General features: G+C 63.8%; 14 protein-coding genes. 10 read left to right on the top strand and 4 right to left on the bottom strand.

Annotation, left to right across the window (positions count from 1 at the left end; all coding sequences use genetic code 11):
• The first annotated feature begins 54 nt into the window (after positions 1–54).
• The 5 genes from I8746_RS24210 (at position 55) to I8746_RS24190 (ending at position 3,935) form a co-directional block, all read left to right on the top strand.
• On the top strand, positions 55–648 hold the full coding sequence (locus I8746_RS24210; RefSeq protein ID WP_010955188.1) for a septation protein A: 594 nt from the start codon (positions 55–57) through the stop codon (positions 646–648).
• 1 nt (position 649) lies between these two features.
• On the top strand, positions 650–949 hold the full coding sequence (locus I8746_RS24205) for a YciI family protein (protein ID WP_003254549.1): 300 nt from the start codon (positions 650–652) through the stop codon (positions 947–949).
• Between the two features lie 332 nt (positions 950–1,281).
• On the top strand, positions 1,282–1,959 hold the full coding sequence (locus I8746_RS24200) for a response regulator transcription factor (RefSeq protein ID WP_221101120.1): 678 nt from the start codon (positions 1,282–1,284) through the stop codon (positions 1,957–1,959).
• A gap of 160 nt (positions 1,960–2,119) precedes the next feature.
• On the top strand, positions 2,120–2,536 hold the full coding sequence (locus tag I8746_RS24195) for a Spy/CpxP family protein refolding chaperone (protein ID WP_003254553.1): 417 nt from the start codon (positions 2,120–2,122) through the stop codon (positions 2,534–2,536).
• 58 nt (positions 2,537–2,594) lie between these two features.
• A complete protein-coding gene (locus tag I8746_RS24190; RefSeq protein WP_012051566.1) occupies positions 2,595–3,935 on the top strand; it encodes a HAMP domain-containing sensor histidine kinase in 1,341 nt (446 codons plus the stop codon).
• Positions 3,936–4,065: 130 nt separating this feature from the next.
• On the opposite strand, the gene I8746_RS24185 is transcribed toward I8746_RS24190, so the two are convergent.
• Positions 4,066–4,623: an NAD(P)H nitroreductase gene (locus I8746_RS24185; RefSeq protein WP_003254557.1), complete on the bottom strand. Its 558-nt coding sequence runs from the start codon at positions 4,621–4,623 to the stop codon at positions 4,066–4,068.
• A 102-nt stretch (positions 4,624–4,725) separates the two neighbouring features.
• Here I8746_RS24185 and I8746_RS24180 point away from each other — a divergent pair, with 102 nt between their 5' ends.
• Positions 4,726–6,180, top strand: a complete 1,455-nt coding sequence (locus I8746_RS24180) for a TrkH family potassium uptake protein (RefSeq protein WP_004576878.1) — start codon at positions 4,726–4,728, stop codon at positions 6,178–6,180.
• Here the strand turns inward: I8746_RS24180 and I8746_RS24175 are convergent.
• Positions 6,137–7,198, bottom strand: a complete 1,062-nt coding sequence (locus I8746_RS24175) for an AraC family transcriptional regulator (protein ID WP_010955193.1) — start codon at positions 7,196–7,198, stop codon at positions 6,137–6,139. The two genes, I8746_RS24180 and I8746_RS24175, sit on opposite strands and share 44 nt — an antisense overlap.
• Before the next feature lie 153 nt (positions 7,199–7,351).
• Between I8746_RS24175 and I8746_RS24170 the strand changes: the two genes are divergently transcribed.
• Positions 7,352–7,663 (top strand): DUF962 domain-containing protein, encoded by a 312-nt coding sequence (locus tag I8746_RS24170; protein WP_003254563.1) that lies wholly within the window; start codon positions 7,352–7,354, stop codon positions 7,661–7,663.
• A gap of 38 nt (positions 7,664–7,701) precedes the next feature.
• Here the strand turns inward: I8746_RS24170 and I8746_RS24165 are convergent, their stop codons facing one another.
• Positions 7,702–8,499, bottom strand: coding sequence for a UDP-2,3-diacylglucosamine diphosphatase (locus I8746_RS24165; RefSeq protein ID WP_003254566.1), 798 nt, complete (start codon positions 8,497–8,499; stop codon positions 7,702–7,704).
• 127 nt (positions 8,500–8,626) lie between these two features.
• On the opposite strand from I8746_RS24165, the gene I8746_RS24160 reads away from it, so the two are divergent.
• Both I8746_RS24160 and I8746_RS24155 read left to right on the top strand, forming a co-directional pair.
• A complete protein-coding gene (locus tag I8746_RS24160; protein ID WP_003254568.1) occupies positions 8,627–9,394 on the top strand; it encodes an AraC family transcriptional regulator in 768 nt (255 codons plus the stop codon).
• 220 nt (positions 9,395–9,614) lie between these two features.
• Positions 9,615–10,505: a DMT family transporter gene (locus I8746_RS24155; protein WP_003254570.1), complete on the top strand. Its 891-nt coding sequence runs from the start codon at positions 9,615–9,617 to the stop codon at positions 10,503–10,505.
• Here I8746_RS24155 and I8746_RS24150 read toward each other — a convergent pair whose 3' ends face one another.
• A complete protein-coding gene (locus tag I8746_RS24150; protein WP_012051562.1) occupies positions 10,506–10,787 on the bottom strand; it encodes a SelT/SelW/SelH family protein in 282 nt (93 codons plus the stop codon).
• 67 nt (positions 10,788–10,854) lie between these two features.
• Between I8746_RS24150 and I8746_RS24145 the strand changes: the two genes are divergently transcribed.
• The gene (locus tag I8746_RS24145; RefSeq protein WP_192907512.1) at positions 10,855–13,041 is read left to right on the top strand and encodes a patatin-like phospholipase family protein; all 2,187 of its coding nucleotides are present in this window, start codon (positions 10,855–10,857) and stop codon (positions 13,039–13,041) included.
• Positions 13,042–13,062: the final 21 nt, after the last annotated feature.

Here is a 13,062-nt window from a genome sequence, read left to right as displayed (position 1 = left end):
CGCTGGAATCGATGTTTGTTATTATGCCGTCACATCCCGATTCTGGCTGCCATTGTGAAACAATTCATCGATTTCATCCCGCTGCTGCTGTTCTTCATCGTCTACAAGCTTGACCCGCGCCCCATGGAAGTCGCCGGCCATCACTTCGAATTTGGCGGCATCTACAGCGCCACGGCCATGCTGATCATCAGCTCGCTGGTCGTGTACGGCGCACTGTTCCTGCGCCAGCGCAAGCTTGAAAAGGGCCAGTGGCTGACGCTGATCGCCTGCCTGGTGTTCGGTGGCCTGACCCTGACCTTTCACAGCGAAACCTTCCTCAAGTGGAAGGCTCCTGTCGTGAACTGGCTGTTCGCCCTGGGTTTTGCCGGCAGCCACTTCATCGGCGATCGGGTGCTGATCAAGCGCATCATGGGCCACGCCCTGACCCTGCCTGATGCCATCTGGACGCGCCTGAACCTGGCCTGGATCGCTTTCTTCCTGTTCTGCGGCGCGGCCAACCTGTTCGTCGCCTTCACCTTCCAGGACTTCTGGGTGGACTTCAAGGTGTTCGGCAGCCTGGGCATGACCGTGATCTTCCTGGTGGCGCAAGGCGTGTACCTGTCGCGCCACCTGCACGATGACCCTTCTACCTCCAAACCCAAGGATTGACATGCTCTACGCCATTATCGCCAGCGACGTCGCAAACTCCCTGGAAAAGCGCCTGGCTGCCCGCCCGGCGCACATCGAACGCCTGCAGCAGCTCAAGGCCGAAGGCCGCGTGGTGCTGGCGGGCCCACACCCGGCCATCGACAGCAACGACCCGGGCGAAGCGGGTTTCAGCGGTAGCCTGATCGTTGCCGAATTCGAATCGCTGGCGGCGGCGCAGACCTGGGCCGATGCCGACCCGTACATCGCAGCCGGCGTGTACGACAAGGTTGTGGTCAAGCCGTTCAAGCAAGTGCTGCCTTGACCTGAGACGGCACGGCCTTCTTCGCTACACAAACCTTCGGATCTGTGCCATCGCCCGTAGGAGCGGGTTCACCCGCGAAGAGGCCGGGCCTGCCGGCCAATCTCCACCCGCCGTTCACCGTTGCCGCCGCTACCGTATTCGCGGGTAAACCCGCTCCTACACAGATTTGGTGGTGGACACACGTCGGCGGTTGGACACAGCCCGCTGTAGGAGCGGGTTTACCCGCGAAGAGGGCCACGCGGCACCAGCAGTTATACTCAGGCCATCAGTCTGCGGTATCTTTGCCACTGGCGGGCCGAATAACCGCCGTCAATGGTTGAATTGAGTGAGTCATGAGCGAGCTGTTACTGATTGATGATGACCAGGAACTGTGCGAGCTGCTCGGCAGCTGGCTGACCCAGGAAGGGTTTTCCGTGCGTGCCTGCCACGATGGGCAGAGCGCACGCCTGGCCCTGGCCGAGCATGCCCCTGCTGCCGTGGTACTGGATGTGATGTTGCTCGACGGCAGTGGCCTGGAGCTTCTCAAGCAGCTGCGCAGCGAGCATGCCGAGCTACCGGTGCTGATGCTGTCAGCCCGCGGCGAGCCGCTGGACCGCATTCTCGGCCTTGAACTGGGTGCCGACGACTACCTGGCCAAACCCTGCGACCCGCGCGAGCTCACTGCCCGCCTGCGCGCGGTGCTGCGCCGCAGCCACCCCACCGCCACAACCAGCCAGATGGAGCTGGGTGACCTGGTCTACAGCCCTGCGCGGGGCGTGGCCAGCATCGATGGCCGCGAAATGACCCTGACCCTGTCCGAAAGCCGTATTCTTGAAGCGCTGCTGCGCCAGCCCGGCGAGCCGCTGGACAAACAGGAACTGGCGCAGATCGGCCTGGGCCGCAAGCTGACCCTGTACGACCGCAGCCTGGACATGCATGTCAGCAACCTGCGCAAGAAGATCGGCCCCCACGCCGATGGCCGGCCACGCATTGTGGCGTTGCGTAGCCGTGGCTATTACTACTGCCTGTAAAAACGCCGGGGCCGCTGCGCGCCCCATTGGCGGCACAAGGCGGGGCCTGCACGGGCCAATCATCTTTACTTTGCCTTTACCATCCCCTGACTGCGCTTGACGGTGATCTCCCTAGACTGTGCTCATCCGGTAATCACCGGCCTATGAAAGGAGAGACACCATGCGCAAGACCCTTATCGCCCTGATGTTCGCTGCCGCTTTGCCGACCGTAGCCATGGCCATGCCTGACGGCGGCCCGCGCCACGACGGCCCGCATCATCGCGGTGATGCGCCTTTCCACCAACTGGACCTGAGCCGCGATCAGCGCCAGCAGATCGGCAAGCTGATGGGCGAGCAAATGCAGCAGCGCCGCGACATTACCGAGCGCTACCTGTCCAAGCTGCCGGCCGCCGACCAGAAAGCCATGAAGGATGAACTGCAAGCCAACCGCGACAAGACCGACAGCGCAGTGCGCAAGTTGCTCACGGCTGACCAGCAGAAGAAGTTTGACGAACTGCAAAAAGAACGCGCCGCCAAGAAAGCCGAGTGGCAGGAGTTCCAGGCCTGGAAAGCTGAAAAAGGCGCCAAGGCCCAGTAAGCTGTCCGCCCCGTGCCCGGCCCGCATCACTGCGGGCCGGGCTTTTCCCGTTTAGGAGGTGCACTTGCGTTCACTGTTCTGGCGCATCCTGGCCAGTTTCTGGCTGGCCATCACCCTGGTCGCAGGCCTGTCGATCCTGCTGGGGCACATGCTCAACCAGGACGCCTGGATCCTCAGCCGCCACCCGGGCCTGAATACCCTGGCCAGCAAGTGGGCCAAGCACTATGAGCAGGAAGGCCTGGAGGCGGCCCAGCACTTTCTGGAACGACGCAAGGACCGCTACAAGATCGACGTGCAGGTGCTCGACGATAGCGGTGAGGCCGTGGTGCCCGGTACCTTTCCACGCCGTGCGGCAGCCTTCGAAGCGCGCCAGCACAATGACCAGCGGCGCTTGCCATGGCGCCGGCTGACCGAGGAATACACCAGCCCCGACACCGGCGAAACCTACTTGCTGATCTACCGCATCCCCCACCCGGCGCTGGATGCCTGGCACCGTGAAAGCCTGCTGTGGCCACTCAGCGCCCTGGGCATTGCCTTGGTCGTGCTGACCCTGTTCAGCCTGCTGGTGACGCTGTCCATCACCCGCCCGTTAAGCCGCCTGCGCAGCGCCGTACACGATCTGGGCCAGACCACCTATCAGCAGAACAGCCTGGCACGGCTGGCAGCGCGGCGCGACGAGTTTGGCGTGCTGGCCAAGGACTTCAACAAGATGGGCGCGCGCCTGCAAAGCACCATTGGCAGCCAGCGCCAGCTGCTACGCGATGTGTCCCACGAACTGCGCTCGCCGCTGGCCAGGCTGCGTATTGCCCTGGCCCTGGCCGAACGCGCCGAGCCTGAGCAGCGGCAAGCGCTGTGGCCACGCCTGACCCGCGAGTGCGACCGCCTGGAAGACCTGATCAGCGAAATCCTCGCCCTGGCCCGAGTGGATGCCGAACAGGCTCATGCCGAACCCGTCGACATCAATGCCTTGCTCGGCAGCGTACGCAAGGACGCCCTGCTGAGCGCACCGGAGCAGGACGTGCGCCTGGAGGCGCAGCCGGGGTTGAGCTTGCAGGGTTGGCCAACGCTGATCGAGCGTGCCGTGGACAACCTGCTGCGCAATGCCCTGCGCTTCAACCCGGCGGGCCAGCCGGTCGAGGTCAGCGCCGCACGCGAGCAGGACCGCATCGTAATCAGCGTGCGTGACCATGGGCCTGGGGCGGCAGCGGAGCACCTGGCGCAACTGGGTGAGCCGTTCTTCCGCGCGCCAGGGCAGGAAGCACCGGGGCATGGCCTGGGGCTGGCGATTGCGCGCAAGGCCGCGGAGCGCCATGGCGGTAGCCTGGTGCTGGAGAATCATCCACAGGGTGGGTTTGTGGCCAGGCTGGAGTTGCCCCTGGCTGAAGCGACAGGCAGTTGATGGGGTGTAAAGGTACCTGGCCTCTTCGCGGGTAAACCCGCTCCTACAGGGGATGTGGATGCCGTTGTAGGGGCGGCTTCACCCGCGAAGAGGCCGGAAGCCTTGATACCTGAATCAGCCCGAGGCCAGGTTACTCACCCCAGCCACTGACGAAATCAGCCGTTTCCAGCACCGGCGCTGTCCGCGGCTCGGTCAGCGGCGTGCCGACGTACAGGTAGCCGATCAGCTCCTCGTTCTCGGCCAACCCCAACCCCTTGTGCACATGGGCATCGAAGGCCATGTCACCGGTACGCCACACCGCGCCGATCCCCTGCGCGTGCGCAGCAATCAGAATACCGTGCGCCGCACAGCCCGCCGCCAGGCGCTGCTCGGACTTGGGCACCTTGAAATGGTCCTGCAACCTGGCCACCACCACGATCAGCAACGGCGCCCGCAGCGGCATCGCACGGGCCTTGTCCAGTGCAGCCTGGCTGGCATCGCCCTTGTGCTGCACGGCTTCGGCGAACAGCTCACCCAGCTTCTCGCGGCCCTGGCCTTCGATGGTAAGAAAACGCCACGGCCGCAGCTGGCCGTGATCCGGGGCGCGCAGGGCAGCCTGGAACAGCGCCTCGCGCTGGGCGGCATTGGGCGCCGGGTCGGTCAGGCGTGGCACGGAAACACGGTTGAGCAATGCGTCGAGAGCCTCCATCGGCTACCCTCCTGGCAGTTGAATGTGCGGCCATTCTAGCGTTTACATCACCAGACCCATAGGTAGAATGGCGCCCTTCCGTTTCGAGTCTGAGCAGATCACATGGCGTTGCCGACCTTAAGGATCATTGGTTTCATCATCGGCATCTTCCTGATTACCCTGGCCGTCGGCATGGCCGTGCCCATGGCGACCCTGGTGATCTTCGAGCGCACCGGTGACATGCCGTCGTTTCTCTGGTCGAGCCTGATCACCTTCATCGCCGGCCTGGCCCTGGTGGTGCAGGGGCGCCCGGAGCATGTACACCTACGCCCACGCGACATGTACCTGCTGACCGTCAGCAGCTGGCTGGTGGTGTGCGTATTCGCCGCGCTACCGTTCCTGCTGACCCAGCACATCAGCTACACCGACGCCTTCTTCGAAAGCATGTCAGGCATCACCGCCACTGGCGCTACCGTACTCAGCGGGCTCGATAACATGTCACCGGGCATCCTCATGTGGCGCTCGATGCTGCACTGGCTCGGCGGTATCGGCTTCATCGCCATGGCGGTGGCGATCCTGCCGCTGCTGCGCATCGGCGGCATGCGCCTGTTCCAGACCGAATCGTCCGACCGCTCGGAAAAAGTCATGCCGCGCTCGCACATGGTCGCCAAGTCGATCGTGGCGGTTTACGTCGGTTTCTCCATCCTTGGTGCGTTGGCCTTCTGGTGGGCAGGCATGAGCCCGTTCGATGCGATCAACCACGCCATGTCGGCCATCTCTACGGGTGGGTTCTCCACCTCCGACCAGTCGTTGGCAAAATGGGATATCCCGGCCGTGCACTGGGTGGCGGTGGTGGTGATGATCATGGGCAGCCTGCCGTTCACCCTTTACGTAGCCACCCTGCGCGGCAACCGCAAGGCGCTGATTCGTGACCAGCAGGTACAAGGCTTGCTGGGCATGCTGGTGGTCACCTGGCTGGTACTGGGCACCTGGTACTGGTACAGCACCAACCTGCACTGGCTCGACGCCCTGCGCCACGTGGCGCTGAATGTGACCTCTGTGGTCACCACCACCGGTTTCGCCCTGGGGGACTACAGCCTGTGGGGCAACTTCTCGCTGATGCTGTTCTTCTACCTGGGCTTCGTTGGCGGCTGCTCTGGCTCGACCGCCGGCGGTATCAAGATTTTCCGCTTCCAGGTGGCCTACATCCTGCTGAAGGCCAGCCTCAACCAGCTGATTCACCCGCGCGCGGTGATCAAGCAAAAATACAACGGTCATCGCCTCGATGAAGACATCGTGCGTTCGATCCTGACGTTCTCGTTCTTCTTCGCCATCACCATTTGTGTCTTGGCGCTGCTGCTGTCGCTGCTGGGCGTGGACTGGATGACTGCGCTGACCGGTGCCGCCGGCACGGTTTCGGGTGTAGGCCCAGGCCTGGGTGAAGTGATCGGCCCGTCGGGCAACTACGCCACGCTGCCTGACGCGGCCAAATGGATTCTGGCGGCCGGCATGCTGTTGGGTCGCCTGGAAATCATCACGGTGTTGGTGTTGTGCATGCCGGCGTTCTGGCGTCACTGAGCACTTCGCCTTCCGCGCCCAGGCGGGCGCGGTACTCGCTGGGCGTGGCATCGAACCAGCGGCGGAACGCCCGATAGAAGTTGCTGGGGTCGGCAAAGCCCAGCAGGTAGGCGGTTTCCAGCAAGGTCATGCCCGGCTGGGCCAGGTATTGTTCGGCCAGTTCGCGGCGGGTGTCGTCAAGCAAGGTCTGGAAGCTGGTGCCTTCCTCCTGCAGCCGCCGTTGCAAGGTGCGCTGCGACAGGTGCAGGGCCTGGGCCAGGGTTTCGCGCTTGGGCTCACCCTGCGGCAGGATGCGGCACAACACCTGGCGTACGCGGTGGCTAACCCGGCTTTCGGAGAAGCGTGCCAGGTACTCGCCGGCAAACCGGTCGTGCAGCACCGCCATGGCCTCGTTCGCGGTCGGCAGCGGCGCCTCCATGTCGGCCCGCTCGAACACCAGTGCATCATGTGGGGCGCCGAACACCAGCGGCGAATGGAACGCCACCTTGTAAGGCTCGACATTCTTCGGCTGCGGCCCCTGCACCAGTACCCGCCGCGGCTGGACCGGCCGGCCACTGAGCCATTTGCACAGCGCCAACGCACAGGCCAGCGACGCTTCGGCGCTGTGCCGGGTTGGCGGCAGGTGGTCACCGTGCACGGTCAGAATCAGCGAATAACCCTCGGGACCGAGGACGAAACTGAGGTCGGAGCTTTCGGCGATGATGCGCTGGTAGCGCACCAGGCGCTCGAAGCCCTCGGCCAGGGTGCGGCTGGACATCAACGCATAGCCCACCACATGGAACGACGCCGGGCGGACCACCCGTGCCATGTTCAGGCCGATGGCCTCATTGCCCGACAGCTCCACCGCCAGCTGCCAGAGGCGGGTCATGGAGTCTTGCGGAAAACGTGCATCGGGGTCGTCGAGGGCGGCAAAGTCCAACCCCAATTGCTTGAACATGGCTCTGCAATCCAGCCCTTCCAGTTCAAGTGCCTTCACGATCCCTGATGCCCAACTGGCTGACGTTGTTCTTTCGCTCATGACAGGCTTCTTTTACCAACCGCTCCTGCGGTGAACCCCAAGGATACTCATTTGGCGCCTATTGTCACTGGTAGGCCCCGTCAGTCACTCTAGACTCGAATCAGGCTCCACGCCGTGTATCTTGTCCAGAAGTATTAATCCCGGAGCACTGCCATGAACAGCACAGCGCAGTTTCGCAGTTTTGCCGAGTTCTATCCGTACTATCTGGGGGAGCACAGCAACCCCACCTGCCGCCGCCTGCACTTCGTCGGCACCAGCCTGGTGATAGCGCTGCTGGCCTACACCATTGGCAGTGGCAAATGGTTGCTGCTGCTGGCCGTGCCGGTGTTCGGCTATGGCTTTGCCTGGGTTGGGCACTTTTTTTTCGAGAAGAATCGGCCAGCGACCTTTACCTATCCGCTGTACAGCCTGGCCGGGGATTTCGTGATGTTCCGGGATATCCTGCTGGGCAAGCTCAGGCTGTAAGCGTCCGAGGCCGCTTGGCGGCACTCTGCCCTCGGCCCCTAAGCCGGCTCGCGCAACGCCGCCACGGCCTGCGCTTCGGCCAGCCGATACAGTTCGACGCTGCCATCCCAATGCTCGATCAGGGCCGTGCACGACTCCACCCAGTCCCCGCAATTGAGGTAGTCCACCTCACCCACCTTGCGGATCTCGGCATGATGGATATGCCCGCACACCACTCCATGAAACCCACGACGGGTGCATTCATGGGCAATGGCATTCTCGAAGTCGCTGATGAAGTTCACCGCGCCTTTCACCTTGTGCTTGAGGTACGCCGACAGCGACCAGTAACCATAGCCATAGCGCGCACGCCAGTGGTTGAGCCAGCGGTTGAGCACCAAGGTGAATTCGTAGGCGCGATCCCCCAGAAACGCCAGCCAGCGGTGGTAACGGGTAATCACATCGAACTGATCGCCATGGACCACCAGCAGTCGGCGGCCATCGGCTGTCAGGTGCTCGGCCTCGTCTACCAGCTGAATGTTGCCCAGAATCAACTTTGAGTAGCGGCGCAGGAATTCGTCATGGTTGCCGGTGACGTAGATCACCTCGGTACCGCGCTTGCTCATGGTCAGCAGCCGGCGGATCACGTTGGTGTGAGCTTGCGGCCAATAGATCCCGCCGCGCAGTTTCCAGCCATCGATGATATCGCCCACCAGGTAGACGCGGTCAGCCTGGTAGCCCTTGAGGAATTGCGACAGGTGTTCGGCCTGGCAGTCGCGGGTACCCAGGTGCACGTCGGAGATCCACAGGGTACGCACGCGTTGCTTGCGCGAGGGGCGGGACAGTTCGGCATGGCTCATGGGCAGGCTCCGGCGCAGTTTGCTGGAGACTGGCAGGCGTACATGACAGCGCCATGGCAAAACAGTGACGAGTGATGGCGTGCAGGGATTGAGGCACAATGGGCGCCTGCCCTGCGAGGAAGCCCCCATGACCGCCGGCCCGATCCTCTCGCTGCGCCATTACCGCGACAGCCTGATCGCCCATAGCCACGAACACCCGCAACTGGTGTTCGGCCTGCGCGGCCGCCTGGAGTTCGAGGTCCAGGGGCATGGCGCCGGCATCGATCGCCAGGGGCTGATCGTGGTCCCGGCGGGTGCTCATCACACGTGCGCCAGCGATGCCGGCAGTGATTGCCTGGTGCTTGATGTGCCAGGGGAGCCTTGGCTGCGCGAGCACCTGGGCGAGCATGCCGATGCCAGCCGCCGCCTGCTCGACCGCCCCGCCGCCGTGAGCCTGGATGAGCGCCAGCAGCAACTGGTGGACTGGCTGGCGACCAGCCCCGTGCACGACCCACTGATTGCCCGTCAAGGCGCGGCACTGCTGCTGGCCAGCCTCAACGCCACGGCGGCAGCCAGCGTGCACGCCAGCCAGCGCCTGCCCTACAGCGCCTTCGATGCGCATATCGAGCAACATGCGGCTTACCCGCTGCAGGTAGCTGACCTGGCGCGCATCGCCGGGCTGTCCAGTGCCCGGCTGCATGCGCGCTTTACCACTGAGTGCGGGATGACTCCGATGGACTACATTCGCCAGCGGCGTTTGCTCAAGGCGCGGCGGCTAATCGTGCAGACCGTGCTGCCGATGGGCGAAATTGCGGCGCAGGTGGGGTATAGCTCGCAAAGTGCCTTTTCAGCGGCGATGCTACGGGCGTTCGGGTGTACACCTTTGGCTTTGCGGCGAGAGTCTGGCGATAACTGACAGCAGTCTTGCGACAGAACGTGTTCGCCTGAGGCTTTAGACTTTGCCTTTACCGGCCCTTTCGCGGGTAAACCCGCTCCTACAAGATGCCCCCGCCTGAAGGTTGTGCAAAACCTGTAGGAGCGGGTTTACCCGCAAAAGGGCCGGCACAACCTGTAGGAGCGGGTTTACCCGCGAAAGGGCCGGCACTGCCTCTAGAGATCTTCATCAAGGACCCATCATGAACCACCGCACCGCCCTCGGCGCACTGCACATTGGCGCGCTGTTCTTCGGCCTTACCGGCGTCTTCGGCAAACTGGCCGCCAGCGCCAGCCCGGCGATCATTGTCTTCGGTCGCGCCGCCTTCGCCGTACTCGCCCTGGCCCTGTTCGCCAGCCTGGCCGGCCCGGGCTGGCAACGCGTGAGCCGCCAGGATACGCGCCGCCTGCTGCTCGGTGGTGTGCTGCTGGCCGGCCACTGGGTCAGCTTCTTCATCGCCGTCAAAGTGGGCGGCGTAGCCATCGCCACCCTCGGCTTCGCCAGCTTCCCGGCCTTTACGGTGATCCTCGAAAGCCTGCTGTTCCGCGAGCGTATCCACCGTAACGAAGCCGTCTTGGTCGTGCTGGTCAGCATCGGCCTGATACTGGTTACACCGGCATTCGACCTGGCCAGCGAAGCCACCGGCGGCCTGCTCTGGGCACTGCTCTCGGGCCTGCTGTTCTCGCTGCTGTCACTGACCAACCGGGCCGGCTCCGGACGTTTGCCTGCAGTGCAGGCCGCACTGTGGCAAAACCTGGTGGTGGGCCTGTGCCTGCTACCGTTCGCGGCGCCCGGCCTGGCCGACGTTGCGACCCTGGACTGGCTGTGGATCGCCCTGCTCGGCATTTTCTGCACGGGGGTGGCGCACAGCCTGTTCGTCGCCAGCCTGGCAGTGATCAAGGCGCGCACCGCTGCGGTCGTGTTCGGCATGGAGCCGGTCTACGGCATTGCCGTGGCCTGGGCAGTGTTCGCCGAAACACCTACCGTGCGCATGCTGCTGGGCGGCGCGCTGATCATCTTCGCCATCGTGCTGTCCAGCCGCCTGGCTGCCGAGCAGCCGCCCAGGCAGCGGCCACTGACCGAGGGCGCCTGATCAGCGGTCGTTGTGACCAAGGTCACGCTGCGGGTCGACCAGGTCGCGCACCCGCTGCTTCAGTGCCTTCGCCTCGGGGAAACCGCCGTCGGCCTTGCGCTCCCAGATCTGCACGTCATTGCAGGTGATGCGGAAGACACCCCCGGTGCCCGGCTCCAGAGCAACCCGGCCAAGGTCGTCGGCAAAGGTGCTGAGCAGTTCCTGAGCCAGCCAGGCCGCACGCAGCAGCCACTGGCACTGGGTGCAATAGGTGATGACGATTTCCGGCTTGTTGTCAGCCATGGTGAAACATCTCCAGGTAAGGGGCCGCTTATACTAGCGGTCTTTAGCCCACGGTTTGAGAGTCACGATGCGCCGTCTGCTGTTCTGTTTTCTGCTCGCACTCACCTCGCTTACGGCAATCGCTGCGGAACCCGCCAGGCCCAAGGTCGGCCTGGTGTTGTCTGGCGGTGCTGCCCGCGGCCTGGCCCACATCGGCGTGCTCAAAGCACTGGAGGAACAGGGTGTGCGCATCGACGCCATCGCCGGCACCAGCATGGGCGCGGTGGTCGGCGGCCTGTACGCCTCGGGCTACAGTGTCGAAGAGCTGGAAAAACTCGCGACCACCCTTGACTGGCAACAGGCGCTCTCCGATGCCCCGCCGCGCAAGGATGTGCCGTTCCGGCGCAAGCAGGATGACCGTGACTTCCTGGTCAAGCAGAAGCTCAGCTTTCGCGACGACGGCAGCATGGGCCTGCCGCTGGGTGTGATTCAGGGCCAGAACTTGTCACTGCTACTGGAAAGCAAACTGGCGCATACCGCCGACACCCGCGACTTCGACAAGCTGCCCATCCCCTTCCGCGCCGTGGCCACCGACATCGCCAGTGGCGAAAAAGTCGTGTTCCGCCGGGGTCACCTGCCCCAGGTAATCCGCGCCAGCATGTCGATCCCCGCCGTGTTCGCCCCAGTCGAACTGGACGGCCGCCTGCTGGTGGACGGCGGCATGGTCGACAACATTCCGGTGGATGTGGCCCGCGAAATGGGCGTGGACCTGGCCATCGTGGTCGACATCGGCACCCCGCTGCGCGATCGCAAGCAATTACTGACGGTGGTCGACGTGCTGAATCAGTCGATCACTTTGATGACCCGGCGCAACTCCGAAGAACAACTGGCCAGTCTGCACCGCGACGACATCCTCATCCAGCCATCGCTGACCGCCTTCGGCGTGACTGACTTCGGCCGTGCCCGCGACATGATCGACGCCGGTTACCGCGCCACTCGCCTGCTTGACCCACGCCTGGCCACCCTGCGCCAGCTCGAGGGCGACGCCAGCCTGGCCGTGGCCCGCTCGCCGCGCCAGCGCACGCCGGTAATTACAGCAATCCGGATCGAAAACGACTCCAAGGTCAGCGATGATGTAATCCGCTCGTACATCCGCCAGCCAATCGACGCACCGCTGGAACTGGGCCGCCTGCAGACCGACATGGGTACGCTGTATGGCCTGGACTACTTCGACAGGGTGCAGTACCGCGTGGTGCACAAGGGCAACGACAATACCCTGGTGATCAACGCCCGGGGCCGACGCGGCGGCACGGACTACCTGCGCCTGGGCCTGAACCTGTCCGATGACCTGCGCGGCGACAGCGCTTTCAACCTGGGCGCCAGCTACCGGGTCAACGGCATCAACAGCCTTGGCGCCGAATGGCTGACCCGCGGCCAGATCGGTGACCAGCAAGCGCTGTACAGCGAGTTTTACCAACCCCTGGATGTGGGCTCACGCTACTTCATCGCGCCGTACCTGGACCTGGGCTCGCAGAACATCGAAGCCACCCTGGACAACGACCCGGTCGCCGAGTATCGCCTGGAGCGCTATGGCTTTGGCCTGAACGTAGGCCGGCAGATCGGCAACAGCGGTGAAGTGCGCCTGGGCGTGGGCAAGGCCTGGGGCGAAGCTGAGGTGCGCATCGGCGACCAGGACCTGCCCAAAGTCAGTTTCAACGAAGGTTTCTACGAGCTGAAGTACTCGTTCGACACCCTCGATAACGTGTACTTCCCGCACCATGGCGAGGATATCGGCCTCACCTTGCGCAAATACGACAAGTCGCTGGACTCCGACCAGGATTACCGGCAGTGGCTGTTCACCCTGGACAAGGCCATCAGCAGCGGGCCGAACACGTTCGTACTGGGTGGGCGCTACGGGCGCACGCTGGACGACACCGAAGTGGTGACGTCGAGCTTTGTGATGGGCGGGGCGCGAGAGCTGTCAGGCTTCCGCCAGGACTCGGTATCGGGGCAGAACGTGAGCCTGCTGCGCATAGTCTATTACCGCCGGCTGACGCCACGGGCCTATGTGCCGCTGGACTTCCCGCTGTACATCGGCGGCTCGCTGGAGCGTGGGCGGGCGTGGAACAATGACAACGAATTCGACAGTGGGTACATCAATGCGGCGAGCATCTTCCTGGGGCTGGAGACGCCTCTAGGGCCGCTGAACTTCAGCTACGGCGCCAACAGTGCGCATGAACAAGCGGTGTACCTGAACCTTGGGCACACCTTCTGAGGCTTGCATTGCACCTGCAAC

Source organism: Pseudomonas sp. USTB-Z, from assembly GCF_019691255.1.
Lineage (GTDB): Bacteria > Pseudomonadota > Gammaproteobacteria > Pseudomonadales > Pseudomonadaceae > Aquipseudomonas > Aquipseudomonas alloputida.
Note: the sequence above shows the minus strand (reverse complement) of the source record. Positions and strands in the feature narration are given on the sequence as shown.

Excerpts from the sequence above, each read along its gene's own strand:
- I8746_RS24205 (WP_003254549.1), top strand. The coding sequence starts at position 650 with ATGCTCTACGCCATTATCGCCAGCGACGTCGCAAACTCCCTGGAAAAG.
- I8746_RS24200 (WP_221101120.1), top strand. The coding sequence starts at position 1,282 with ATGAGCGAGCTGTTACTGATTGATGATGACCAGGAACTGTGCGAGCTG.
- I8746_RS24195 (WP_003254553.1), top strand. The coding sequence starts at position 2,120 with ATGCGCAAGACCCTTATCGCCCTGATGTTCGCTGCCGCTTTGCCGACC.
- I8746_RS24185 (WP_003254557.1), bottom strand. The coding sequence starts at position 4,623 with ATGGAGGCTCTCGACGCATTGCTCAACCGTGTTTCCGTGCCACGCCTG.
- I8746_RS24180 (WP_004576878.1), top strand. The coding sequence starts at position 4,726 with ATGGCGTTGCCGACCTTAAGGATCATTGGTTTCATCATCGGCATCTTC.
- I8746_RS24175 (WP_010955193.1), bottom strand. The coding sequence starts at position 7,198 with ATGAGCGAAAGAACAACGTCAGCCAGTTGGGCATCAGGGATCGTGAAG.
- I8746_RS24170 (WP_003254563.1), top strand. The coding sequence starts at position 7,352 with ATGAACAGCACAGCGCAGTTTCGCAGTTTTGCCGAGTTCTATCCGTAC.
- I8746_RS24165 (WP_003254566.1), bottom strand. The coding sequence starts at position 8,499 with ATGAGCCATGCCGAACTGTCCCGCCCCTCGCGCAAGCAACGCGTGCGT.
- I8746_RS24160 (WP_003254568.1), top strand. The coding sequence starts at position 8,627 with ATGACCGCCGGCCCGATCCTCTCGCTGCGCCATTACCGCGACAGCCTG.
- I8746_RS24155 (WP_003254570.1), top strand. The coding sequence starts at position 9,615 with ATGAACCACCGCACCGCCCTCGGCGCACTGCACATTGGCGCGCTGTTC.
- I8746_RS24150 (WP_012051562.1), bottom strand. The coding sequence starts at position 10,787 with ATGGCTGACAACAAGCCGGAAATCGTCATCACCTATTGCACCCAGTGC.
- I8746_RS24145 (WP_192907512.1), top strand. The coding sequence starts at position 10,855 with ATGCGCCGTCTGCTGTTCTGTTTTCTGCTCGCACTCACCTCGCTTACG.